Raw genomic sequence first — 20,457 nt, forward strand, 5'->3', positions numbered from 1 at the left:
ATGACTCGATGAACCGCAATCGCGAAGTTGAGGCTGGCACAATGAAAATGAGCAGGGTTCTTCCCGTTGTGGCGTTTTTGCCGATCTTGTCGGCTCTGCCGCCGGCGCCGGCACATGCTGATGATTTTGGCTGCAAGGTCTTGCTGTGCATCCTCAACCCGCAGGGTTGGGCGAGCGTCGGCGAATGTGTGCCCCCGGTCGAGCGCGCTTTCCGTATGGTCGCGCATGGGGAGCCCTGGCCTCAGTGCCCCGAGGCCGGCAGTTCCGGTCGTATCGGATATGAGAAATTCAAACCCTGCCCGGACGGCACGATCGCCGTCTCGCCCGAGATGGAATCGAGCGGGAGCGACACCAGCTCTCGCTCACAAACTGTCTACAAGCCCGACAATAACGGCGCCTTCTGTGCTCCGCGAAATGCGACGAATGCCTCCTGGGGCACTTACCCGAGAGGTTCGGGCAACGGCACCCATCGCACATCGGCCGTGACGCCGAGCGAGCAGAGGACGGAGCCAAACTATCTCGATCTCACGACGACAGATGGCAAACAGCGGTTCTGGTTCGATCTGAGCAGGTATCAATAATGAAGCCTGGCTTCGCCGCCGCCGGCATTCTCGCGGCCGTCCTCGCCAGTGTGCCGTCACTTGCCGAGGACAAACCCGATCCCTGGTTTGAGATCCCTGCCACAGCATCGTTCAGCACCGGCGACACCTGGACCTATGCCGGCGAGACCCACCGTCTGTATGGCGTTCAAGCCTGCCTGCGAGGCACTTATTTCACAAATGGGGCAGGGGGGCGTGTCGATTGCGGCGAGGCAAGCCTTGCCATGCTCGTCTCTCTCATCCGGGATCTCAAACCTCAGTGCTACACGGCCGCCTGGCAGGCCGCGACCAAAACGCGCTTCGTCGTTTGTGTCGCACGGCCCACTGAAGGATACGCGGCTGGTTCTCGCATCGATCTCGGCACGGCGCTGATCTCAACCGGCTGGGCTTTTGCGGCCATCACTCCGAACGGCGCTCCGGTTCATGCGCCCTATATCGTCGCGCAGGAGGTTGCTAAAAAGCAGCACCTTGGCCTGTGGCAGTTCGCCGACGTTCCCGATCCAAATGCCATCATCCTCCAGAATATCCGCAACGCATCTAACGCGGCTGGTCAGTCTTCGAATCCGCCTGCAAATCCATAACCGGTCCCGGCGGTTTGGATCATACTGGCCATCCTGCAGAGGCCATCGCCGGATCACGAACGCGAAAGACTGTCCCACTGGTTCAGAAGCCGGGCGCCAGACAGCACCAGAATCAGGGCTGTTGCAATGACAATGCCCGTTCCCGGATCCATGTCGAATTTCTTCAGCATCGCTTTCTCCTTTTCGCACTCCCTGGTCACGGCCCCGATCAGCGGTCCGCCAACCGCGTCCAATCATTGCTGTCATCTGGCCTTTCGCTTGTTCACGATATCTGGTTCCTGGCTGGGTCCGATTACTGCGCGGCAGCCACGCACTTTGCGCTTTTCACGTGTTCGGTCGATATTCCAAAGCCTGCCTGCCAGGCGGAGCCGAAAGCCGCTGCTGTTTGCCCGGTAGCGCCGGCCGGGGGCCGCTTGCGTCCCAGCACCAGGTCTCGAGCTCGCAGCTTGAAATCAGATGGTCGAATTCCGCCCGTACCGCCTCCTTGGCATCGTGCGGTACTATAAAAAGCGCCGTTCCCTGCTGGTCAACGTCGGTCAGAAGACCGAACGCCATCGCCGCCGCCGGCAGGACGTTGTAGCGCAGCGTTTTCACAAACCGCCGATGCTCCCCGGTCAGTAGCTCGATCAATTCCTTTTCGTCGTTGCGCTGAAATGGAATCCAGTTCTCCGTCACGTTCATAAAGCCGATTTCGTCGATCGACAGAATGCCGGACGGCATCTGCATGACCGTTGCGATGGTGATCAGGTGCGAATTTTCGTGCAGTCGCCACAGGTCGAACTCCGCTGCAAAGCGCTTCGGCACTGCCTTGAACATTTTCTCATCCAGGAAGAGCGGCGCGTCGGGTATATGCTTGATCGACAGCCTGCCGCCAAACCGGGCGGGATCCAGCGATTTCACAATGCCGATCACGATCTTCTTGTGCTTCGCCATGGCTGCCGCCGCGAAAGCCCGCTCCCGATCCGCTGCCAGGCGATCCTTGTGCTCTGGCGAGTACATTGCCGGCATAAACAGCAGCTCGCGCAACTGGAACTTCTGGCTCGACTTTGCATCGGCCGCGCCCCAAAGAAATCTCCGGACCAAGCCCCAGTTTCTTTTTCCCACAAAGCCGGGCGCCATTAATGTCAGCTCCGCCTCTTCCCAGAGATAGTCGAGCAAGCCTCGCAGCGTGAGCTTCCTCGGATCGGCTTTCACAGTGTGGTGCGAAGTCCCCTCGCCGGATGGTCCCTGTCGCGGCTTGCCTTGTGTCAGTGCGAAGGCCAGCTTCAGTCGCGCTGCCTCCGATGCAGGATCCTCAATGATCGCTTGACCCAAGACCTCCGCCTTTCCCGACAGTGCAAGGGGCAGTTCATAGCGATCACAGTCTACCGCATGGTCCTTGCCGGTGTTCGGCATGCGCTTGACGATCAATTCCTCACCGACGGCGGCAATGTACATCGGCACGCCGGGATGGCGACACAAACACAAGACACGGGCCTGCTTGTCCCGCGCCTGACGCAAGAACGTCTGAATTTCCGGATGCTGTGGGCCAACCGTGCGACCCAGAATAGCAAAGTCACTCATAAGGCTGCCATCCGACTTTAGATCGTGCACCCTATGATTAAATCATTGAATCGATGTTTCATTCAACCCATTAGGTTCAACGATGCTTTCTATGGATTGACTGTGGTTATGCTTGGTAGCCTTGGGCGGGTCGAAGGTAGGGATTCGACGTTTTCGATCGTTTCGGTCTTGCCGGGGATCTTGGACATTTTTTCCATCCTTTTTCCACGGCCGCAAAGCAAAGCCGTCTCCCAAACGTACGAAACCGTCGCAACGGATCTATGAAGCTGACACGAATTTGCGCAAGCGGGCTGCGAAATGGGGCTGCATGATGACAATCGCGGCGCACGAATTGTTGCCGTTTTATATGTTTTTTGGAATTCTATTCGTCGCCAAGGTTTTGAAATAAGATCAAACAGGGAAGATCGTCCGGCGGTTTCCTCCCATTCCGCCGGACGGTGTTCCTCTCAAGGTTTTAACGTTCTTTTGGCCGGGCTGTTTCGAGCCCGGCTATTCTTTGTTCCGGAGCGCTGCCGGAACGCGTTTTTCCTGGTGTCGATCATTCGAGGGCAAGACGAGTTCGCACTCGCCGCTCTGTGCTTTTCGAAGGCTACGCGGGGGAGTTGTCGATGGGACCGATGCTGATGGCGGGCGCCCAAGGCCAAGGGCGTGACTGCAAGGATCACAGGGTGACCGCACCGGTTCGCGCTGATGCAAGGGCTTGTATGGCGCATCATATGAGGCTATATGTTGCCTCACATGGAATGGAGAGTGATATGCTAGCGTTCGGCAATGTCGCAGACGTGTTGGGGCTGCCCGTTAAAGAGGTGGCGGCGCGGTCGCCTTTCGGGCTGATCTCCCGGATCGAGGATGGACTTCCCATTGGCGCGCTCGAGCGTGTTGCGCATCTTCTGGCGCCTGGCGATGCTCAGTTCAAATACCGGCTGATCCCCAAGGCGACCTACGAACGGCGCAAGATCGTACATCGCCTCTCCTCGGACGAGGGCACACGATTGGCCCGCGTGGCGCGCGTCTGGGGGCTTGCTGTCGATGTCTGGCAGAACGAAGAGGAAGCGCGCGATTTCTTGTTTCGGCTGCACCCGATGATTGAGGACAAGCGACCGATCGACGTCGTTATCCTGAGCGAATTCGGCGCCGAAATGGTGGTCGATATCCTCGGAAGTCTGAAGTACGGCAGTGCTGCGTGACGGCGCAGACTCTCGATCGCACGCTATCGTCCTTTCGCATCGGCGATCCGGCCGGCACCTACCCGATCTTCGATAAGACCGGCTCGACAATTGCGCCAGGGCGATGGAACACGCCTGGAAGTCCTATCATCTACACCAGTGAGCACTATTCGACGGCCCTGTTGGAAAAGCTGGTGCATGGCAGCGGGCGACTGCCGCCCAACCAGCACTACATCGAAATCACAATCCCGCGCGGACTGAGCTACGAGGTCTTTTCCCAGCCGACGCTGCCCGGCTGGGACATGATGCCGGCGACGGTGAGCAAGGGATTTGGCGAAAGCTGGTGTCTAGAACGGCGCAGCGTCATCCTGCTGGTGCCGAGTGTCGTGGCGCGTCTCGATAGCAATGTGCTGATCAATCCAGCGCATCCGGAGTTTTCAAGGATCCAGACGAGTCTGCATCAGCCCGTCTACTGGGACCGGCGGCTGTTTGGCGCCTAACGGGGAGGGGCTTTTCTGTCGCCTGCAACTCAAGTCTATCGCACAAGGCTCGAAGCATTGATGAGATTGTCGTCGTTACATGCCATCGTAGGCTTGAGCATTACCTCGGCGGTTTGCCCCTCCCGCAGGGGTTGCTGCCCAGACCAATAGATGGGGGCTAACTCGTTTATCTCTGTCAGTGCAACCCGAATTCTTGCAGAAATTCTTCGTGATAGCGTTTCTAATCTAGGAACGTCACTTCCTAGCGGAGAGTTGCCGCCTTCTTTAATATCTACAACCTATGTTGCAACCAAGTTCGAATGTCGCGCCGCCAGCAAAGTAGAAATGTCGTATCACGTTGCTGCCTGCCACGACGAAATCGCCCGATCGGCATCAGCTGATCAGAGGTTGTCGTGCTAAACGCGAATTGCGGGAAACGGAGTCTAGGCAGTCTCGACAAGCTCAGGACGCCACGCTCGAACGATCGCCTCAAATCGCTCGCCGTAGCCGAGTTGATCTGGGTATGAATGAACGCGACCAATCGCCTGGAAAACCTTAGCCATGTCCTCGACAATAGCCCGATCCAGCGCCCATAGACTTGTCAGATCAAAGGAGCCGCAGCTTCCGGCGTTCCACCATGCCAATAGAAAATCGGCTACGCGTCTACTCTGACCGGTATCGCTTCTGGCGATGTCAATCAGGCGAAACAGGGCGGCTTCCGCTTCAGGCTCCATGGTCGGCTCCTCACAGGGCGCTTCTGACACCTATATCATGACACCACATGAAGATGATGGCTACGGCACGCGAGCGCAACCTTTGCTGCATTGTCGGCTCAACCGAAGCGACTGTGCCGTGCCGCCTGGCGCAACGGGAGCGCCCGATCGGGCGTAAGCTGGCCGGGTTGCGCAGCCCGATCGGGTGCGGCTCAGCCAAGCTCCCCGGCCTTAGCTTTTGAGTGCCGGACTGGACGTCTACTCCGCAGCCAACAGCCCCGCCAATGCCTGTTCCCGCCGAGCGATGACGGCTGGATCGTTCATGAAATCCGTCCTGCGGCCCGGCTTGCGACCGCGTTTCACATAGCCATTGGCCTGGCTGCCATCAGGAATCCCGAACAGATGGTTGGTCTGTCCGGTCCGCCGAGGGATGCGATTGTTCGAACATCTGCCGCGCGCCTTGTGCCGGAGAGCCGCGGCACCGTCGTCTTGGAATGTCCTCAATAATCGTTGGGTCTGGCGGACCGTGAGCCCCAGGATCTTCGCGCCCGACGCAGTGGAGATGCGTCGTTCAATGACCTTCGACAAAACCTCGATACGCTTCAGCTCGCGTTCGCTCATCAGAACAAGTCCCAAGTTGAAATCTCCCGCACCGTCGAAGGCGGAGAGATTGGCAGCGCACAAGCAGGAGCGACATTCCTACTTTGCCAAACCCGGACATTTTAACTTGTGGCGGCGATGTAGAAATGTCGCCGGCCCTGCAAAGTAGAAATGTCGCATCCTGCGTTTGCGAGGGGCAGGGTCCAGCAAGTTAGAAATGCGACAGTGACGCACTTCCTGGCGCCGACATGAGTGCCCGATCGGGCGTCAGCTGGTCGGGGTTGCGCAGCCCGATCGGGCGCGTTCCAGCTTGGCTCCCTGGCTTTAGCTTTGAAAGCCGCTTCACTCGGCAGCGGCCACCCTTGTCAGTGCCTGTTCTCGCCGCGCGATGACGGCAGGGTCGTTGATGAAATCTGTCCTGCGGCCCGGCTTCGACCCACGCTTCTTGTAAGCGATCTGTTCGCTGTTGGTCTTGATCTTCGACGGAGGCCGCGCCTCGTCCTGCTGAGCCTTGATCCAGGTCAGCACTTCGCCGAGCCGCTTGTTCTCGGTGACCGCCGTGTGCGTGATGCGCTGCTCCTTGTCGAAGACGGTGTAGGGCAAGGAACACGCTCTCCATCGAACGTCCAGCCGACCGTCGGCGAGCTCGTAGATATCGACGTATTTGCCGACCAGCCCGCACGAAAGCTCGTTCTTCTCAAGCATGATTTGCCTGCGTTCGTAGGAGAACGACAATTGCTGGCCGACATAACGCTGCTCCCGCTTGCACAGCACGTCACGCAGCCGATCCAGCGCAACATTCAATGCGCGATGCAGATTGTCCGGTCGGGCAGGGACCTTGGCGAACCTCTCGTTGAAGTCGGCAACGAACCCCGGCAGGAAAGCGTTGGCCGCCTCGATGTTCGATATGCCGGCGAGGCGCAGTTCCTTCACAAGACGATCCTGGAGGGTCCGGTTGACCCGCTCGACCCGGCCTTTGGCCTGACTTGAATTGGCGCACAGGATCTCGATGTTGAGTTCGGAAAGCGCCCGCCCGAATTGCGTCATGCCCCGGCCGGCGCGGGCCTCGGCCTTCGCCACCCGAAACACCGTATGCTTGTCGGAATAGAACGCTACCGGGCAACCGTGTGCCTTCAGATAGAGCTCGAGCGCCTCGAAGTAGCTGAAGGTGCTCTCCGACTTTACAAAGCGAAGCTGCTGAAGCTTGCTCGTGGCGTCGTCGATGAAGACGAGCAGGGTACATGGATCGCCCCGCTCCTCGAACCAACGGTGATCGCTGCCGTCGATCTGTACCAGCTCGCCATACGACTCCCGACGTAATCTGGGCTGATGGAACGTCCTGCGCTGCTTTCGCGACAGCCAGGTTCCAGCCTCTGCCATCCATTTGCGCAACGTCTCTCGCGACACGACCAGGCCGTGGTTCGCCGCCAACTTCTCGGCCGCCAAGGTCGGCCCGAAGTCGAGATAGTGTTCCCGAACCAACTGAACCGCCAGTTCACCGATGCCGGCGACATATCGATGGTTCGACGGTCGTCCTCGAGCCTTGTGCCGAAGTGCTGCGGCGCCTTCGGCTCTGAACAGCTTCAGCAGACGCTGGACCTGACGCGTCGTCATATCCAGCACATGCGCCGCCGAGACAACCGTCATGCGCCGCTCCAAAACCTTCGACAGCACCTCGATGCGTTGCAGCTCGCGCTCGCGTCGCTCTGCTGCGCACTTCGCTGGCCATCACCATCACCGGCCGTCAATTCCGACCAGGCCGCGGCATCGCCATCGCGCGCTGGCAGGCTCCGGCCCGCCAGATCGCCTCAAACGCCGGTGCGGAAGCTTCGTTCGTTGCGGGCAAGATCCTCGACAACAAGGCTGCGACCTACGGCTACAACGCCCAGACCGGCGAATATGGTGATATGATCGCAATGAGTATCGTCGATCCGGTCAAGGTCGTGCGCACGGCCCCTTCAGGACGCCCTGCTGGTCACCACCGAAGCCATGATCGCCGAAGCTCCGAAGAAGGAAACCTCCGGCGGCGCTATCCCGGGTGGCATGCCCGGCGGCGGCATGGGTGGCATGGACTTCTAAAGATCCACCCATCTCGACAATTTCGGAAGGGCGGCGAGTAATGTCGCCCTTTCTTCGTGCCCATTCAGCCGGTTGTCGGCGACCGCAAGCCGGGGTATATGCCCGCCAATGGTTGTGCTTATGTTTGAACGGATTCTGCCTTTTTTCGTGGGGCTGGCTTTACTGTTGGGTAGCGGCTGCGCGCGCAGCGAGGATGGTACGGTGATTATTCCGAGATCACTTGATGCTAGGCGATTCTTTGACAAAGGGCCGCTACGGCTGCAGCAGCCACAGATCGAAACCAGCCTGTTTCCGGTTGCGCCACATGAGCCGGAGAGGCTCGAACCGCGCCGTTCATCAAAGAGAGGCGTTTGGCGGGTCGCAAGTCCTTCGCTCTCCTCTTCCGAGCCACACAAGCCGCTTGTGTGCAAGAACGTCAGCGAGCCCGGCAAGCGGTACCGTATGGTCTGCGAATAGGGCACTTGGTTTGGCCAGCGCTCTACCCTCAGAGCGTCGCGGCGCCTTTCCGGATCAGAGCGACGTCTCCCTTCTTTCCCCATCATCTAGTCATTCTATAATCCCAGCTTCACGAAGCGGAACGAGTTTTGCCGGCGGCAACCATCGCCCGCGGCCCTTCCGGCGAAGCATGGCTACCGATCAGAACAGTCTTCGGAAGAAAAGGCCGCGCTCTGCCGCGATCGCAACCGCATGCGCCAAGCTTTTGGCACCCAGCTTGGCCCGTGCCAGATCAAGATGAAATCGGACCGTGCGAGGGGACAGCGACAGTATCTCTGCGGTCCTCTTGACCTTCTCTCCCCTCGCGTACCATTTCAGGCATTCGACCTCTCTATCAGAGCAGACCGTCTGATGGCGTGGCCTTCCTTGGATTCGACCGATAGCATTGTGAAATTCGCCGGCGAGATGCTGGAAGTCACGAACCTCGGATTTGAGAAACGCCTGCCACGCTGCTGCGTTCTCGTTGCTCGTCACGCTCAGAATGCCGCGGTCGCCGTCGACACCCCTAACCGGGATCGTGACGCCATGCTTCCCGACCCCATGTTCTTTCGCTTCACCGAAGAACGTGCGCACGGCCTTGTCCGATAGGTCGATCTCCTTCCAATCAACCAATGTCACAGCACGCAGCCCACAGGGAAGCACCGGATCGATGTCGAAAAAATCCTTCTCAATGTAGCGTTTCACCCAGTCAGGCGAATAGGTGGTCACATAGAACGGCTGACTCGGCTCCTCGTAAACCGGCCGGACGGTAAGGAAGGCCGCCGTCTCCAGGCCGTAACTTTCGACAATTGCGTTGAGAAGGTCCGTTGCGTCCGCAGGAGAGGCAACTGCTCGAATACCCTCAATCATTTCGTGAAAATTTGAATCAAATTGCGCCATCTCCAGCTTACCTCCTTGCTATCGACGTGCCTCTCCAAGCCATTCGGGCGGGCTATTTAACTAAGGTTGCTCCTCGCGGGATTCCAGCGTCTCACGACCTGTCAAAAGTGACAGGCGAAACCGCCAGTATACTCAGGTTGCAACCTGCTTTATTCCAGATTGCATGGCCACAACCCGGCGTGGAGGAAACGCCTTGGATACGCTCGTACTTTCGTCAAACGATGTGGGTCGGCAGACTAGCTCCACGCGTTCCTCGCGCCCTGCATCCCATCGGAGTTCCGGAACCACCGACCACGAGGTTTGCCGTTTCTGTGCGGAGCTGGAACAAATAGACGCTGATAGCGATGCTCTTTTTTCTTTCGCCCCTCCACCTGCGCCGGGCAACCCTGCGCAGAGCAAGCAGTTCTTCACAAAGCTGAGTGCGATTACGGCTCGCTATTTGGCGCTCGAACAGCGGCTTCGGGAAGCTCGCAGCGACATCAGGCAAGGCTACCCACAAAGCCGCTGAGTTTCGTCCATTCGGATGCCGCTGCGACCGCTGCGGCATAGCGCGCATTCAGAGTATCGATTGTCTGATGGTCATCCCAGCCCTAGCCGAAATCAAGAAAATAAGACCGTCCCGCGCCAACTCGCACCGTGGCCCTACCCCCCGGCCCATCGGGCAACCGGTCCGGATACGAGCGCCCTCCTCCCCTCTCTGGATATGAGTCAGAGACACTTGCACAGCGATCTTTGAGATAGTTTAATGCATTAATGAATCTATAGAAGTGTGAGTCATGGGAACGAGCAATCAACTTTTGGTTCGTGCACCCTCCGCGGCGTTGACGGCTGCGACCTGGGCCAGACCGCGATCTGGAAAAGCAGACGTAGCCATGTGGCGTTGTCGCCATGGCATGGCTCGTAACCGCGACCTTGAAAAAATGGGTCCTCTGCTCACCGATCCGGAAAGACGAGGCTGTCGTCCCCGGGCGTTGTGCAATCAGCGAAATGGCCGAGGTCGCCGGCGAGAGTGCTGAAAGCCGGCGTAGCCGTCACCCTCACGATGCCGATCGTCGCATCCCCCTCTACGCCCAGATCGGGCGCGAGGCTCGCAAAACCTATCGTGGCATTTGGGCCAGCACCGTCCAGATGCCTTGGCTGTACCGGAAATCCTCACCTGCGAACCCATGACCCCCGAGCACGATATGCGTTCCTTTCTTCACATCCTCCCCCTCGCCGCATCTGCGGCCTTGCTCGCCGGTTGCGCCGGGCGAGTGCCGGATGCTCCACATTCGGCACCGCGTGGCCCCGTTTCGGCCACAGAATCCTATTGGAAGCCCGATCGAGTCAGTCGCAGCCGACAGGAATATGCGCCCGACTGGGGCCGATTCCCGCCGATCATGACCCAGCGAACCGGTTACCCAACTGAAGCTCAGGCGAATAACGCCTTGCGCCGCTCACGTTGGAGCTCCGTGCCTGTGCGCACGCTCATCACGAAGGAAGGCATCAAGACGATCTCCGTTCCTGCGGAAGCCCCGGACACGATCGCTGCAGGCGTTCGCGTCTTTGCCTGCCGGCCAGGAGCGCTCAACGGCTATACCGGCCGCGTGCAACATTACGACGGCCCCGTCGTCGCCTGCGCTTCCGACCTCCTGTCTGCCGATGGTCGCGTGCTCGCCCGAGTACCCCTAAATTTCTACTATTGGCAGAAGGCTTGGCACGTCCAAGATCCGAGGCCGCCCTACAGGTCTGTGCCGTGGGCTTATCAAGAACCCTCACCCCCGAAGAGCAAGGGTTGGTTCGGCAACCGCTACTAAGCGGCGGCCGTCACACTGCCGCGTGTCGGCAAGCCGTATGCGCACAAGAACAAGGCGCGTCGCCAAGATGATCCACACAGATGGCGGCGCATGAGAGGTAGAGCTTTCGCGAGCGGCTTTTTGTGACGCTGCGGATGCGTCGTCACGCAGCGTGCCGGTGCGCTACCGCGTCTCTTTCGCGAAGACCCCAGATATGCCGAAAGGATCGAAGATTTCCGAGAGGTGACGGCCGTCTTCGGCGACTTCGAGCGTATTGCGTACGGTCCCGCAATCAGTCATGGCAGCCTTTAGCACCTCGGCCGCATCGCTCACCTCCGGCCGCAAATCATGCTTCCCATCCTGATTCTTCAGGAAGAACGGGGGCGACTGCCTCCCCACATCGTAGCTACTTCACGGTGGAGACCTACCGGTTAGGTTCTGCTCTTCTGCTGGGCGGCTCGCTTCGCACGAACACATCCAGCACTTGCGCGATATGGACCCCTGACGGGGATCCGTCGCGCACCATACCCCTCGATACCGCCGAGCGCATGGCTCCAATGACGCAGCATGCTGCGACGAGCGCTGCCACGGCATCGCCGTCGGTCTCGGTCAATAGCTGCTCCGCCAGCGCCCTCACCCCTCGCGGAATTTGATCGACATCTTCACCACCAAGCAACCAATGACGATTTTCTTCCGTCACGGCGACACCTCCCGTACTGTTCTATTTGACCATTGGCGGCCGAGCTGGCGGAGCGGATCTCCGATCGCCTTCGTCAGCACATGAGACAGCCCGATCGCGATCGCGATCGAGAGCGTTGCCGTCGCCGGAGCCCCCAGGAATTGGCCAAGGGACCAATTCGACAGTGCCAGCACCGGCAGATGAATCAGATAGAGGGCATAGGAGATGTCTCCTAAGTGGCGCAGCATCCGCCCCGGCCAGTTCACAGAATCATCCCGCAAGGTCGCCCTTGTCACGATCCACCCGCACATCAGCGCCAGCGCGGTAGTCCCCACGCCATGTGTCGCCGGCGGCAAGATCGCCAGCATGAAGCCCCCGATCGTCATCCAGAACGCCGCTTCCATGTTACCGATCGCCCGCAGATGTTCGGCCAACCGTGGCCACGCGCTTGTGCCCATGGTTGCGCCGATCGCCAGCCCGACCGCGATGGCATCGATGCGGAACGTCCAAAGCGTCCCGCCCCATGGCCGGAGCGTGAACGCCCCGACCACGAGGACGAGCCCGGCCAGCGCGACGAGCGCCCGGCGCGGTAGCAAGAACACCAGGAGCGGAGCCAGCAGATAGAATTGCATCTCTGCGGCGACCGACCAGAATGGCCCAAACGCAAAGGCGTTCCCGCATCCTATGGCGCCCCCGAAACAGGGCGCCCAATGCGCGTTCGAGATGAAGGCGAAGGCCGCCCTCGCATCTGCAGGCTTAACGCCACTTCCCGGGATCACCAGCCCGATCGAGAGGATGGTGGCGACGCACCAGGCCAGCGGCACGATCCGCATAGCACGCCTGACATAGAAGGCGGAGGCCGCCTCGAGCGCTCCGAGCTCGAGGCGCAGGCTTCGCAATGAGCGTTCCACCACCAGGCCGGAAATCACAAAGAACAAGTCGACCCCGATGCTCCATGCCGGCGCAAAAAGCAGAGCGGCGCTCGTCCCGCCTTCTCCGAAAACCGGCCCGACATGCGACAGCACCACCAGCCCGATCGCCAGCCCCCGCAATTCATCCAACCCCGATAGGCGAGCTTCCTGTTTCATCAAATAACGCTCTCGACAATCATCAGTATATTGATTTAATCATAGGGCACAAAAGCGAGGCAAGGAATGCACGAGCGCCTGACTTTTATCGCGGTGGCCGCGGGCCTTACATTGTCGCCCCACGCTTCGGCTCAGTCGCTCACGCCTGATCCGAACGCCTGGCGCGCCGTCGCCTATGCCGATCTCGAGCTGCCGATCTCGGAAGCTGTGCCCTTCGCCTCGCTTTGGGCCGACCGCCTGAAAAAGAACAACGAGGCCTACCAGGCCAAAGGCGATACGCGTTTTACGGTCGCCAACGCGCCGGCTTCCGAGAGCCACATCGTCGTGCGCAGTCCGACGAAAACCGTGGTCCTCTCGGTCCTGCACACGCTCACCGGCTGCTCGCCGATCCGCACCGATCCCGTCGGCAATGCCACGCTGAAACGGTGCCCCATGCGCTTGGCGATCTATCAGAACGGCCGATCCACGGTCGCTGACGCTGGCTTCGGCTGTTTCATCGAATATGGCCTGCAACCGAACAACGCCCGCCCCGACTTCGCGCGGAATGGCGCGATGGGTGCATATGATGTTCAGGCCAAAACCATTCGCGCCGGCATCGTCTTTCAAGACGAGATCGCCCAGGAATGCCAATTCCGGGTCCCTGTCCCGCAACCCTAGAGGAAGCAGTTCCCGCCGTGGTGTTTCCGCCAACCTCGATATTCGGAAGGAGCGCAACCATGACCGACATGGAGAACCTGACCTTGTTCAGTACCCCAGCCTCCCACACGCCATCGTCTGCGGATCAAGGCTTCCCTCACGGCGCGCGATGGCCGGCCTTGACCGCGGCTCCTGCCGGCGGTCGCGGCGGGATGGTGTTCAAGAGATTTACCACAGCTAGCCCGATAGTCTTCACGACTCTAGCCGTCCTGATCTCGCCGGTAATCGCGCAAGCGCTTGATCCGCTCGAGGCTCCACAGGGATCATATGTAGCGTCTACACACATATGTGCCGATCTCGATCAAGGCGTCGGCGCTCTCGAACTTGCCGAGTTCGACGGCGACGCAATCACCGTCGGCGCAAGCACCTGCAAGATAGCAGGCACCCGTCATGGAGACGCGTTCCAAGCCTCATGTACAGAGCCTGGCAGCAACTCCCCGGTAATCACGCCCATGAAGATTACGCGCCCATCCAGCGACGCGCTCTCCATCAATGGCACCCTCTATAATTTCTGCCCGGGCAAGTAAGATGCTGCGTCCCCTGCCAATACTCCTCTCCGCGCTCTTGGTCGTCGGACAAGCGCGTGTTGCGCAAGCGAAATCCTTTGACCAGGATGCAAATACTTGCGACCTCAATGACAAGACGACCTTGCTTTCCCTTTGCAAGAACGGAGCGGGTCTGCCGAGCTATCCGTCCACCCAAGAGATGATGGAGCGCAACCCGAACATCGCCAATATGATTGTAGACGCCGCCACCAAGTATGGCGTTGATCCCAAGCTCGCTCTTGCCGTGTCCGCTCACGAAGGCGCGATGTCAGCATGTGCCGGCTCCTTCAGTGGCGTTCTTGGACCGATGCAGCTTACGGGGGCGACCGGCCGCGCCTACGGAATGGATCGAGGCATCTTGTCCGAAAACATTGAAGGCGGCGTAATGACGCTTCGCGATGCCGTCAAATCATGCGGGGGCACGTCAGGTATTCGCTGCCTCGCCGATCGTTACAACGGCAGCACTGAAAGCCAGCGCCGTAACTGGACGAACGACGTAAACCGCCGCTATGCCGGCCTCAATTCGGCCGGCCAATCCATTCCTCAGGGATGCAGCGCGCAAGCGGTCTGCCAAATGGGACCAGGCGACTTTCCGACGCCTAACGGCGGTGACACAAAACTCGCTTCATCCGCTCCCGGTCCCGCCGGCAGCGACATCAACGTTGCCTCTGGTCAGGTCTGACCCCGTCTCCCCATTGAGGCCGGGCCTTCGGCCCGCAGCCTCTTCAATGGGAGAGATTGCGCGGCGAGAGCTTTCCAAATCCGCGTTTCAGATGGCTTGCCAACTCCTGGCATACATCATCAGGCCATTGCTCCATCCCAACGCAGTTCACTTCGGCCGCAACCAGCGACCAGTATAGCAGGTCCGCGTGTCGTCCTTCGAACAGGGCCGCCACGATGAACTGTCCGATCACCAACGTGATCGTCTCGGGCTTGCCTTTCTTCCGCAGGAATTCCGAAACCTCTTCCACCCCTGGTTTCGGGTGGCAATCGACGAACACAGCCGCTGCCCTATAGAGCGCGTCGTCTCCTGCGACTTGCCAGTTATTCGCTTGCATCGTGAACCCTCCAGCAAAGTGATGCCATCGCATCGACGCTGGCGGATTTTGTGGTGACAGTCAAAGAAATATAAAATAGATTTGCTGCCTATCGTAACAAATAAATCTACGCTCATTGTTTAGCAGCTTCTACTTTTCTCGTATGCTACAGGCTTTTCCTGCGTCCCTTTTTGGCCGGACGTAGCCGCTTCTTCTCGGAGGTTGCCCCAGCGGGGCTGGCTGCCTCTCTCAAAGAAGGTACACCACTGAACTCCGTCATCGAACGCTTCACAGCACGCGTGGCCTCAATATGGCGCGCAATCTCGTCGAAGTTGAAGCCGAACGTCTCGATGTCCCGCTTTACGCTGTCGTCGTCACCAGTCCGACCGATCAGCGTCCACACCGGCACCTTCAGATGCCGTGCCAGACGCTCAAGAGTAACGAACGTCGGGTTGCCCTTGCCCGTCCGCAACTGATAGAGCGTGCCACGTGAGAGCCCAGTGGCGTCGGCAAAACTCGCATAGTCCGCGTACTCGTTCTCGATTTGGCGAAGTCGCAGCGCGAGTAGGATCGAAAGCCAACCATCGCTGTCTTCTGTCTTGTTTTTAAAAATTGGCACGGTGCACTCCTGCCTTATTCGACCGGGATAAAGCCCATATTTTATTAAAAAGTCCAGCGGTCGGCCTGGCGCCCGAGCCGGACGAGATGATGGCGCGCTACGCCACTAAAGTGTCGCGGCATCCTTCCTATAGCCTCCAAAAAGTGAACATATAGCTTTTGGTCCCCGCTGGGTCGCCCCCATAGCGAAACTTGAAGGCGCCACAACCGCCTTGATTCAAGAGCTGGCCTCTCGAGGCGGCCTGGTAAACCTAGGTAAAGCGGCACAACTAGCGTTTTGCACAGCAGCCGATCACGCCCAAAATGAGCCGCAAGGCTTCGCCCCGCGGAGTCGGCGAGAACCCAATCTTTATCCTTTTCGAGCCCGAAACCACGCCGGGCAAATTATGCCGCACCCTGAACTGATGCCACTGAGAGCGGCACCATGTTCCAGTCAAAAACGCTTGATCGCGCCGTCCTGTCCCCCGCTGATCATTATAATGACTTTCTGTTTGGGGTATTATAATGATCAACGTCGGGAATAGGAGGAGCCATTGTCATGCTCATGAAGCTAGCGTTCACAATATTTGCCGGCGGCGTGCTCGCCTACTTCGCCCTGCCCGATCAGGAGGCTGGCCTTCGCATGCTCGGCTTTTCCACTGCTTTCTTGATCCTGTCCCTCGCCGCAGTCAGCGTCATCGCGTTTCTGACGCACAAACTCGGACGCTATCGTCTTCCCTCCTCGTTACAGGTGTCGAGCTGTGATGACGATCTTCCATTACATGACGCTGCAAAGCCCGATCGCTCGCCTTGGTCGACATCCGGCGTCAACCCCAAGGATCCGAACCTCATCTGGCAGTACCGACTCAACGATAGGCGCGTTGGCCGCTTCAAACTCTAAGAGTCCCGACCGCGCCAGGAGCTGCTCTATCGGGTTCACATCCGTCAGATTTCGGAATTGCAGGATGGAAATCTCATCCTCCGAGGCTGCCGCCGCTCCGGCAGTTTCGTCGCTGCCTGTTTTGCCCTCTTCACATCCGCCGGCCCCGTCGAATAATTCAACGGGACGACATACTTCGTTCCAGCCCGCATCCTTCATTTGTGCGATATATACACCATTGGCGAATGGGACCTGCGCACCGGGCCAGCAGGACGCTCGACCAGGATGTTTGTCCGTGGCGGGCTTGTCACTGCAGTGAGTTCCAAGAGTGCCTGGCCCAGTTCCTCATCCGCTTCCGTAAGGCGATGATGAAGACGATGATAGTCCGTCCAGGTTGGGGTCCGATATGACTCGACCCATCGTGATGGCTGCTGGACATCGCGCGTGAGTGTCCATTGCCGAGCACCGATGCGGCTTTGCGCATAGCGGCGCTTCTGCATGATTTCCAGGAATTGATCTACGTCTTCCTCGCGGATCGCGTATTCGGTGGTGACAAGCATGGGCCCGCTCCTTGGCTTCAAATCAAGCGCGACCGCCGGCGCGCAGAAGCTCCCGGAGGGCTCGAGCTCCGACGCGGAATGATTGCTGATCGGCAGTTTGAACCCAAGTGCTGCGACGGCCAGTGTTGCCAGAGCGGACCAAGCCATCGCCGAGGGCAGCGAGTAGTTTTGGACGATAACGCCCCAAACCAGCTGCCGGCGGCGATGCCTCCATAGGTGAACGCGCTATAGATTGAGATCGTTCGCCCGACGATCCAGCGGGGGCTTGCCAGTTGCACGTTCACGCCAAGTCCAGACCATGCCGTTACCCAGCCTGCGCCGCCAAGGGCAAGGCAGACCGTTGTGATTGCAAGCGAGGACGTGAGCGCAAGGGAGATCTCACATATGGCGCATGCGATGCAGGCGAGGACCAGCTGCCATTCCTGAGTAAGCGTCCGCCTGAGCGTCGGGTTCATGAGCCCGGCCGCAAGTGCGCCGGCGCCGAAGCCACCCATCATAACACCGTAACCGACCGGGCCGCTCTTCAAGATGTCGCGGGCAGCCAGCGGCATGAGCGCCAATGTGGAGGTGCTTGCAAAGCCAAAACAGGGTGCCGCGGACGATCGTCGACTTGATTTCGGAGGATATGGCCGTGAAGCGTAGCCCATCGAACACGGCGGTCATTAACGATTCGCGCGGGAGAGATGAGGTTTGGACCTTCCACTTGTTGCGCCACAAAGCTGTGAGAGGGGCAACAAAGCCCAAGGTGGTGAGCGCGAATGTGACAAGTGGTCCGAAGGCGGCCACGATAATACCGCCGAGCGCGGGGCCCGACGCTGCGGACTGTGTTGAACCCGACATTGAGCAGCGTGACCGCGGCCGGCAGTTGGCGGCGCTCCAGCATATCGCCGATCGAGGCTCGCCAGGCGGGGTCGCTGAGCGCGATGCCGCAGCCGTCGAGAAAGCTGAACGCCAGGATCATTCATGGGTCGGTAACGCCCATGGCCATGAGGATCGTCAGCATGGCGGAGGCCGCCATCATCAGGCTGCGACCGACGATCATGACCATGCGGCGGCTATAGTTGTCGGCAATGGCGCCAACGAACACCGCCAGAAAGAATGCCGGCAAGGTCGATGAGGCCTGGACCAGCGCAACCAGAACGTCCGAGCTGGAGACCGTGGCCATGAGCCAGCCAAGCGCCACCGTTTGCATCAGCCAGCCCAGGCTCGAAAGCTGCGATGCCAGAAAGATCGAACTTAAACGTCAGGTTCTTCAGCGGCGCCAGCAACCCTGTGGATGCGTTTTCGTCGGTCGAAGGCATGACGACCAGTCTCTTCTCGACAGGAGATCAAGCTCCCGTCGCGGGGCATCCGATTCCAAGTAGGTGTTTGGGTAGTTCGGGTTTGTTTTTAACGTCGCTTGTTGCCGGTCGAAAATGGACCAGCGGAGAAAATCGTGTGAACGGCACGCAGGCGGATCCCGTCCAACTTTCGATCGGCGTCACTCCCTCGAAAACGGCTGAAACGCGAGCAAAGCATGCGGCGCATGATGGAGGGCATGCTTCGCGACGCCGTCGGGACGGTCACACCTGTCGAAGCCGGAGGAATGCATCTCAGGTCGGGCTGGGAATCCCAACCGACGGCGCTCCCGTAGGCAGTGCGGCGCGACGACCATGGTGCTGATGATCGGGAGCGAAGCGCTTTTCGGCCGATCTGGCTGACCCACTCACAAAATGCTGGCGCATGAAGTTGGCAAGGCTCAGTTGGTGCGGGGTTCGCTCTGGGGACAGCAGGCTGCAAAGCCGCCGGGACCGCTAACAGCACGTGACGGTGCCTCGATTCCGATGCCTGCCCTTCATTTTTGGCAGGCGAGCCGTGAACTGGCCGTATCGTATCGTCGGTCTTGTGATTGCGGCATCGCCATTGTCCTCTTTCAGCCGGCTGACCCTCCTGACCGCCGGGCCGATGATGATTATCCCTCTGGAGAATGGCTGTGTGGGCGTGACGGTCTGAGCCGCCTTAAGGCTGGTCACCGCTTCCCAATAACTGGGCTGCGGAATGTATAGGCAACTGTGAGCTGTCGGGGCGCCTAGCCCCAAAGCCCCAAATCCGGCCATCAGGACACCATAGGTTATCGGGCCTCCCCCCAACTGATCACGGGCGACGAGAGGCAGCAGCGCCAGTATCGAGATATCGTTGATGACGACGACCGTCATAGGCCTTCTTCTGCCGCCTGCAGGAAACCGTCCAGGTTGTTGTGCTCGTAGAGCGTCAGGTCTGATTCCTCGCTTTGCCTAATATCCTTCAGCCGCAGGCCGTCAGCCAGGGCGACGAAGAGAGTTCCGGGCATTTTCCAGTCCGCCGGCATGACACGCTCGGCTCCGTCCTCGACCGCCGCCGGCAGCCAGTAATATCTGCTGTCGGCGGGGCGTATCCAAGGACGGTTTCAACATGGTCGGTCGCTTCGCGGTAGGTCGGCCATCCGTCGGAGACCCCCCATCAAATCGCGCGGCCGTATTGGTCGAACTTGACGTCCTCGACTGTCCGTCCCGCAAGGCCGCATGCGATGCAGTACAGGACGCTTTCCCGGTCCGGCCTCACGCGCTTGTCCATCTGTAAGCGTCACGAGCGTCGCACATATGCCAGCTATTGACGACCGCGCATTTTGTTAACGCTGCCGGTTTTGTGACAGATGCTGTAGAGGCCGATGACGGCGTCGGCGATATGCGCGTGGGCGGTCTTGTGTATCCGCTCCATTTGCATGCGTGAGAGTTCCGGCAAGCAGCCGTGGCCGGGTTCGCTGCCGACCAGGATCGGCCGCAGCATGTCGCGGGCATCGGACAGCAGGATCGGGGTCCATGCACCCTGAGCGGCTGCGACGCCCATCATGAACCCGACGGTCCAGTCGTAGATGATGACCTGGCCCTCGTGGTTCATGAACATCGGCTGGTAATCTTCGCGATGGCTCCGGAGGATGGACTCGACCTCGCCATAGCGTCTCAGGATGGTGTCGATGACCCGGTGTTCCGGCGTACCCGGCCGGGTCTTCGGCGCTTGTCCGGCAAAATCAGCGGAAGCCAGGCGCCCGGCTTCAGCCTGGCCGGTCCGGCGACCAGAGCGGCGATCAGCCCGTCGATAGCGCTGACCCCGACATAGCCACCATGGCCGTCCCCGCGCAGGATCTGGTCCAACTCATCGTAGCGGTAGACAGCGCTCGTCATGCCGCCGCCAGGTCCATCGCCACGGCCTCTCGTTGCGCCTTCCAGGCCCAGGGAAGCAAGCACTCGATCTCGTTGATCTTGACGGCTCCGGAGACGATGCGCTCGAGGACGTCGGAAAGATAGGTGAAGGGATCGAGCCCGTTCAGCTTGGCTGATTATGCCGACCGCCAAACTATGCCGAGTGAGCAAGTCTTTACCAACACTTTCCTCAACGTAGCGGTAGCTGAATCGGCATAGCTTAGGCTC

The 20,457-nt window shown here is 59.6% G+C and carries 21 protein-coding genes and 5 pseudogenes; 10 read left to right on the top strand and 16 right to left on the bottom strand.

Translation table 11 applies throughout. The features are described from left to right. Positions 1-8: 8 nt before the first annotated feature. Both EH240_RS13875 and EH240_RS13880 read left to right on the top strand, forming a co-directional pair. The gene (locus EH240_RS13875) at positions 9-581 is read left to right on the top strand and encodes a hypothetical protein (protein WP_124999089.1); all 573 of its coding nucleotides are present in this window, start codon (positions 9-11) and stop codon (positions 579-581) included. Next, the gene (locus tag EH240_RS13880; protein ID WP_124999091.1) at positions 581-1,180 is read left to right on the top strand and encodes a thermonuclease family protein; all 600 of its coding nucleotides are present in this window, start codon (positions 581-583) and stop codon (positions 1,178-1,180) included. Before EH240_RS13875 ends, EH240_RS13880 begins: the two co-directional genes overlap by 1 nt. Before the next feature lie 324 nt (positions 1,181-1,504). Here EH240_RS13880 and EH240_RS13885 read toward each other — a convergent pair whose 3' ends face one another. Then, positions 1,505-2,743, bottom strand: coding sequence for a DUF1173 family protein (locus tag EH240_RS13885; RefSeq protein ID WP_124999093.1), 1,239 nt, complete (start codon positions 2,741-2,743; stop codon positions 1,505-1,507). Positions 2,744-3,498: 755 nt separating this feature from the next. On the opposite strand from EH240_RS13885, the gene EH240_RS13890 reads away from it, so the two are divergent. Both EH240_RS13890 and EH240_RS13895 read left to right on the top strand, forming a co-directional pair. Beyond that, entirely contained in the window at positions 3,499-3,930 is a 432-nt protein-coding gene (locus EH240_RS13890; protein WP_124999209.1) for an antitoxin Xre-like helix-turn-helix domain-containing protein, read from the top strand. After that, positions 3,927-4,409: an RES family NAD+ phosphorylase gene (locus EH240_RS13895; RefSeq protein ID WP_124999095.1), complete on the top strand. Its 483-nt coding sequence runs from the start codon at positions 3,927-3,929 to the stop codon at positions 4,407-4,409. Before EH240_RS13890 ends, EH240_RS13895 begins: the two co-directional genes overlap by 4 nt. Before the next feature lie 422 nt (positions 4,410-4,831). On the opposite strand, the gene EH240_RS13900 is transcribed toward EH240_RS13895, so the two are convergent. From EH240_RS13900 to EH240_RS13910, 4 genes and pseudogenes are all read right to left on the bottom strand, one after another. Then, positions 4,832-5,122, bottom strand: a complete 291-nt coding sequence (locus EH240_RS13900) for a DUF7673 family protein (RefSeq protein ID WP_124999097.1) — start codon at positions 5,120-5,122, stop codon at positions 4,832-4,834. Between the two features lie 237 nt (positions 5,123-5,359). Further along, positions 5,360-5,530, bottom strand: a pseudogene (locus tag EH240_RS13905) (ISNCY family transposase); the annotation flags it as partial. A gap of 30 nt (positions 5,531-5,560) precedes the next feature. Next, positions 5,561-5,722, bottom strand: a pseudogene (locus EH240_RS39850) (helix-turn-helix domain-containing protein); the annotation flags it as partial. 321 nt (positions 5,723-6,043) lie between these two features. Further along, entirely contained in the window at positions 6,044-7,390 is a 1,347-nt protein-coding gene (locus EH240_RS13910) for an ISNCY family transposase (protein ID WP_124999099.1), read from the bottom strand. On the opposite strand from EH240_RS13910, the pseudogene groEL reads away from it, so the two are divergent. After that, positions 7,384-7,780 (top strand): annotated as a pseudogene (gene groEL / locus EH240_RS13915) (chaperonin GroEL); the annotation flags it as partial. The gene EH240_RS13910 and the pseudogene groEL overlap by 7 nt on opposite strands. A 636-nt stretch (positions 7,781-8,416) precedes the next feature. Here the strand turns inward: groEL and EH240_RS13925 are convergent. Continuing rightward, entirely contained in the window at positions 8,417-9,154 is a 738-nt protein-coding gene (locus EH240_RS13925) for a helix-turn-helix transcriptional regulator (protein ID WP_124999103.1), read from the bottom strand. A gap of 1,457 nt (positions 9,155-10,611) precedes the next feature. Between EH240_RS13925 and EH240_RS38870 the strand changes: the two genes are divergently transcribed. Continuing rightward, on the top strand, positions 10,612-10,950 hold the full coding sequence (locus tag EH240_RS38870; protein ID WP_245436020.1) for a hypothetical protein: 339 nt from the start codon (positions 10,612-10,614) through the stop codon (positions 10,948-10,950). 403 nt (positions 10,951-11,353) lie between these two features. On the opposite strand, the gene EH240_RS13935 is transcribed toward EH240_RS38870, so the two are convergent. Both EH240_RS13935 and EH240_RS13940 read right to left on the bottom strand, forming a co-directional pair. Beyond that, positions 11,354-11,629 carry a hypothetical protein gene (locus EH240_RS13935; RefSeq protein ID WP_124999107.1) on the bottom strand — a complete coding sequence of 92 codons (276 nt, stop codon included), beginning with the start codon at positions 11,627-11,629 and terminating at the stop codon, positions 11,354-11,356. Continuing rightward, positions 11,626-12,660, bottom strand: coding sequence for an acyltransferase family protein (locus tag EH240_RS13940; protein WP_245436022.1), 1,035 nt, complete (start codon positions 12,658-12,660; stop codon positions 11,626-11,628). Before EH240_RS13940 ends, EH240_RS13935 begins: the two co-directional genes overlap by 4 nt. A 102-nt stretch (positions 12,661-12,762) precedes the next feature. On the opposite strand from EH240_RS13940, the gene EH240_RS13945 reads away from it, so the two are divergent. From EH240_RS13945 to EH240_RS13955, 3 genes are read left to right on the top strand one after another with little or no spacing between them, the layout of a single operon-like run. Then, entirely contained in the window at positions 12,763-13,353 is a 591-nt protein-coding gene (locus EH240_RS13945) for a hypothetical protein (protein ID WP_124999111.1), read from the top strand. A gap of 59 nt (positions 13,354-13,412) precedes the next feature. Continuing rightward, on the top strand, positions 13,413-13,919 hold the full coding sequence (locus EH240_RS13950; protein WP_124999113.1) for a hypothetical protein: 507 nt from the start codon (positions 13,413-13,415) through the stop codon (positions 13,917-13,919). Between the two features lies 1 nt (position 13,920). Further along, positions 13,921-14,619, top strand: a complete 699-nt coding sequence (locus tag EH240_RS13955; protein WP_167484015.1) for a transglycosylase SLT domain-containing protein — start codon at positions 13,921-13,923, stop codon at positions 14,617-14,619. Positions 14,620-14,662: 43 nt separating this feature from the next. On the opposite strand, the gene EH240_RS13960 is transcribed toward EH240_RS13955, so the two are convergent. Beyond that, complete coding sequence (locus tag EH240_RS13960; RefSeq protein WP_124999117.1) at positions 14,663-14,995, bottom strand: hypothetical protein; 333 nt, start codon at positions 14,993-14,995, stop codon at positions 14,663-14,665. 145 nt (positions 14,996-15,140) lie between these two features. Next, positions 15,141-15,593: a helix-turn-helix domain-containing protein gene (locus EH240_RS13965; protein ID WP_124999119.1), complete on the bottom strand. Its 453-nt coding sequence runs from the start codon at positions 15,591-15,593 to the stop codon at positions 15,141-15,143. Positions 15,594-16,130: 537 nt separating this feature from the next. On the opposite strand from EH240_RS13965, the gene EH240_RS13970 reads away from it, so the two are divergent. Next, positions 16,131-16,472 (top strand): hypothetical protein, encoded by a 342-nt coding sequence (locus EH240_RS13970; protein WP_124999121.1) that lies wholly within the window; start codon positions 16,131-16,133, stop codon positions 16,470-16,472. 194 nt (positions 16,473-16,666) lie between these two features. Here EH240_RS13970 and EH240_RS13975 read toward each other — a convergent pair. The 6 genes and pseudogenes from EH240_RS13975 to EH240_RS13995 all read right to left on the bottom strand — a co-directional run. Continuing rightward, positions 16,667-18,312 (bottom strand): annotated as a pseudogene (locus EH240_RS13975) (MFS transporter). Between the two features lie 492 nt (positions 18,313-18,804). Then, the gene (locus tag EH240_RS38875; RefSeq protein ID WP_245436023.1) at positions 18,805-19,206 is read right to left on the bottom strand and encodes an MFS transporter; all 402 of its coding nucleotides are present in this window, start codon (positions 19,204-19,206) and stop codon (positions 18,805-18,807) included. After that, complete coding sequence (locus EH240_RS37915) at positions 19,203-19,340, bottom strand: hypothetical protein (RefSeq protein ID WP_167484017.1); 138 nt, start codon at positions 19,338-19,340, stop codon at positions 19,203-19,205. The genes EH240_RS38875 and EH240_RS37915 overlap by 4 nt, the downstream gene beginning before the upstream one ends. A 296-nt stretch (positions 19,341-19,636) precedes the next feature. After that, the gene (locus tag EH240_RS13985; RefSeq protein WP_124999123.1) at positions 19,637-20,071 is read right to left on the bottom strand and encodes a UPF0149 family protein; all 435 of its coding nucleotides are present in this window, start codon (positions 20,069-20,071) and stop codon (positions 19,637-19,639) included. Further along, positions 19,990-20,211, bottom strand: a complete 222-nt coding sequence (locus tag EH240_RS13990; protein ID WP_124999125.1) for a UPF0149 family protein — start codon at positions 20,209-20,211, stop codon at positions 19,990-19,992. The genes EH240_RS13985 and EH240_RS13990 overlap by 82 nt, the downstream gene beginning before the upstream one ends. Continuing rightward, positions 20,208-20,366 (bottom strand): annotated as a pseudogene (locus tag EH240_RS13995) (transposase domain-containing protein); the annotation flags it as partial. The gene EH240_RS13990 and the pseudogene EH240_RS13995, both read right to left, overlap by 4 nt. Positions 20,367-20,457: the final 91 nt, after the last annotated feature.

This window comes from Mesorhizobium tamadayense, assembly GCF_003863365.1.
Taxonomy (GTDB): Bacteria; Pseudomonadota; Alphaproteobacteria; order Rhizobiales; family Rhizobiaceae; genus Mesorhizobium; species Mesorhizobium tamadayense.

Excerpts from the sequence above, each read along its gene's own strand:
- EH240_RS38875 (WP_245436023.1), bottom strand. The coding sequence starts at position 19,206 with ATGACGGTCGTCGTCATCAACGATATCTCGATACTGGCGCTGCTGCCT.
- EH240_RS13880 (WP_124999091.1), top strand. The coding sequence starts at position 581 with ATGAAGCCTGGCTTCGCCGCCGCCGGCATTCTCGCGGCCGTCCTCGCC.
- EH240_RS13990 (WP_124999125.1), bottom strand. The coding sequence starts at position 20,211 with ATGACGAGCGCTGTCTACCGCTACGATGAGTTGGACCAGATCCTGCGC.
- EH240_RS13955 (WP_167484015.1), top strand. The coding sequence starts at position 13,921 with ATGCTGCGTCCCCTGCCAATACTCCTCTCCGCGCTCTTGGTCGTCGGA.
- EH240_RS13960 (WP_124999117.1), bottom strand. The coding sequence starts at position 14,995 with ATGCAAGCGAATAACTGGCAAGTCGCAGGAGACGACGCGCTCTATAGG.
- EH240_RS13900 (WP_124999097.1), bottom strand. The coding sequence starts at position 5,122 with ATGGAGCCTGAAGCGGAAGCCGCCCTGTTTCGCCTGATTGACATCGCC.
- EH240_RS13890 (WP_124999209.1), top strand. The coding sequence starts at position 3,499 with ATGCTAGCGTTCGGCAATGTCGCAGACGTGTTGGGGCTGCCCGTTAAA.
- EH240_RS13945 (WP_124999111.1), top strand. The coding sequence starts at position 12,763 with ATGCACGAGCGCCTGACTTTTATCGCGGTGGCCGCGGGCCTTACATTG.
- EH240_RS37915 (WP_167484017.1), bottom strand. The coding sequence starts at position 19,340 with ATGCCCGGAACTCTCTTCGTCGCCCTGGCTGACGGCCTGCGGCTGAAG.
- EH240_RS13875 (WP_124999089.1), top strand. The coding sequence starts at position 9 with ATGAACCGCAATCGCGAAGTTGAGGCTGGCACAATGAAAATGAGCAGG.
- EH240_RS13970 (WP_124999121.1), top strand. The coding sequence starts at position 16,131 with ATGCTCATGAAGCTAGCGTTCACAATATTTGCCGGCGGCGTGCTCGCC.
- EH240_RS13885 (WP_124999093.1), bottom strand. The coding sequence starts at position 2,743 with ATGAGTGACTTTGCTATTCTGGGTCGCACGGTTGGCCCACAGCATCCG.
- EH240_RS13950 (WP_124999113.1), top strand. The coding sequence starts at position 13,413 with ATGACCGACATGGAGAACCTGACCTTGTTCAGTACCCCAGCCTCCCAC.
- EH240_RS13925 (WP_124999103.1), bottom strand. The coding sequence starts at position 9,154 with ATGGCGCAATTTGATTCAAATTTTCACGAAATGATTGAGGGTATTCGA.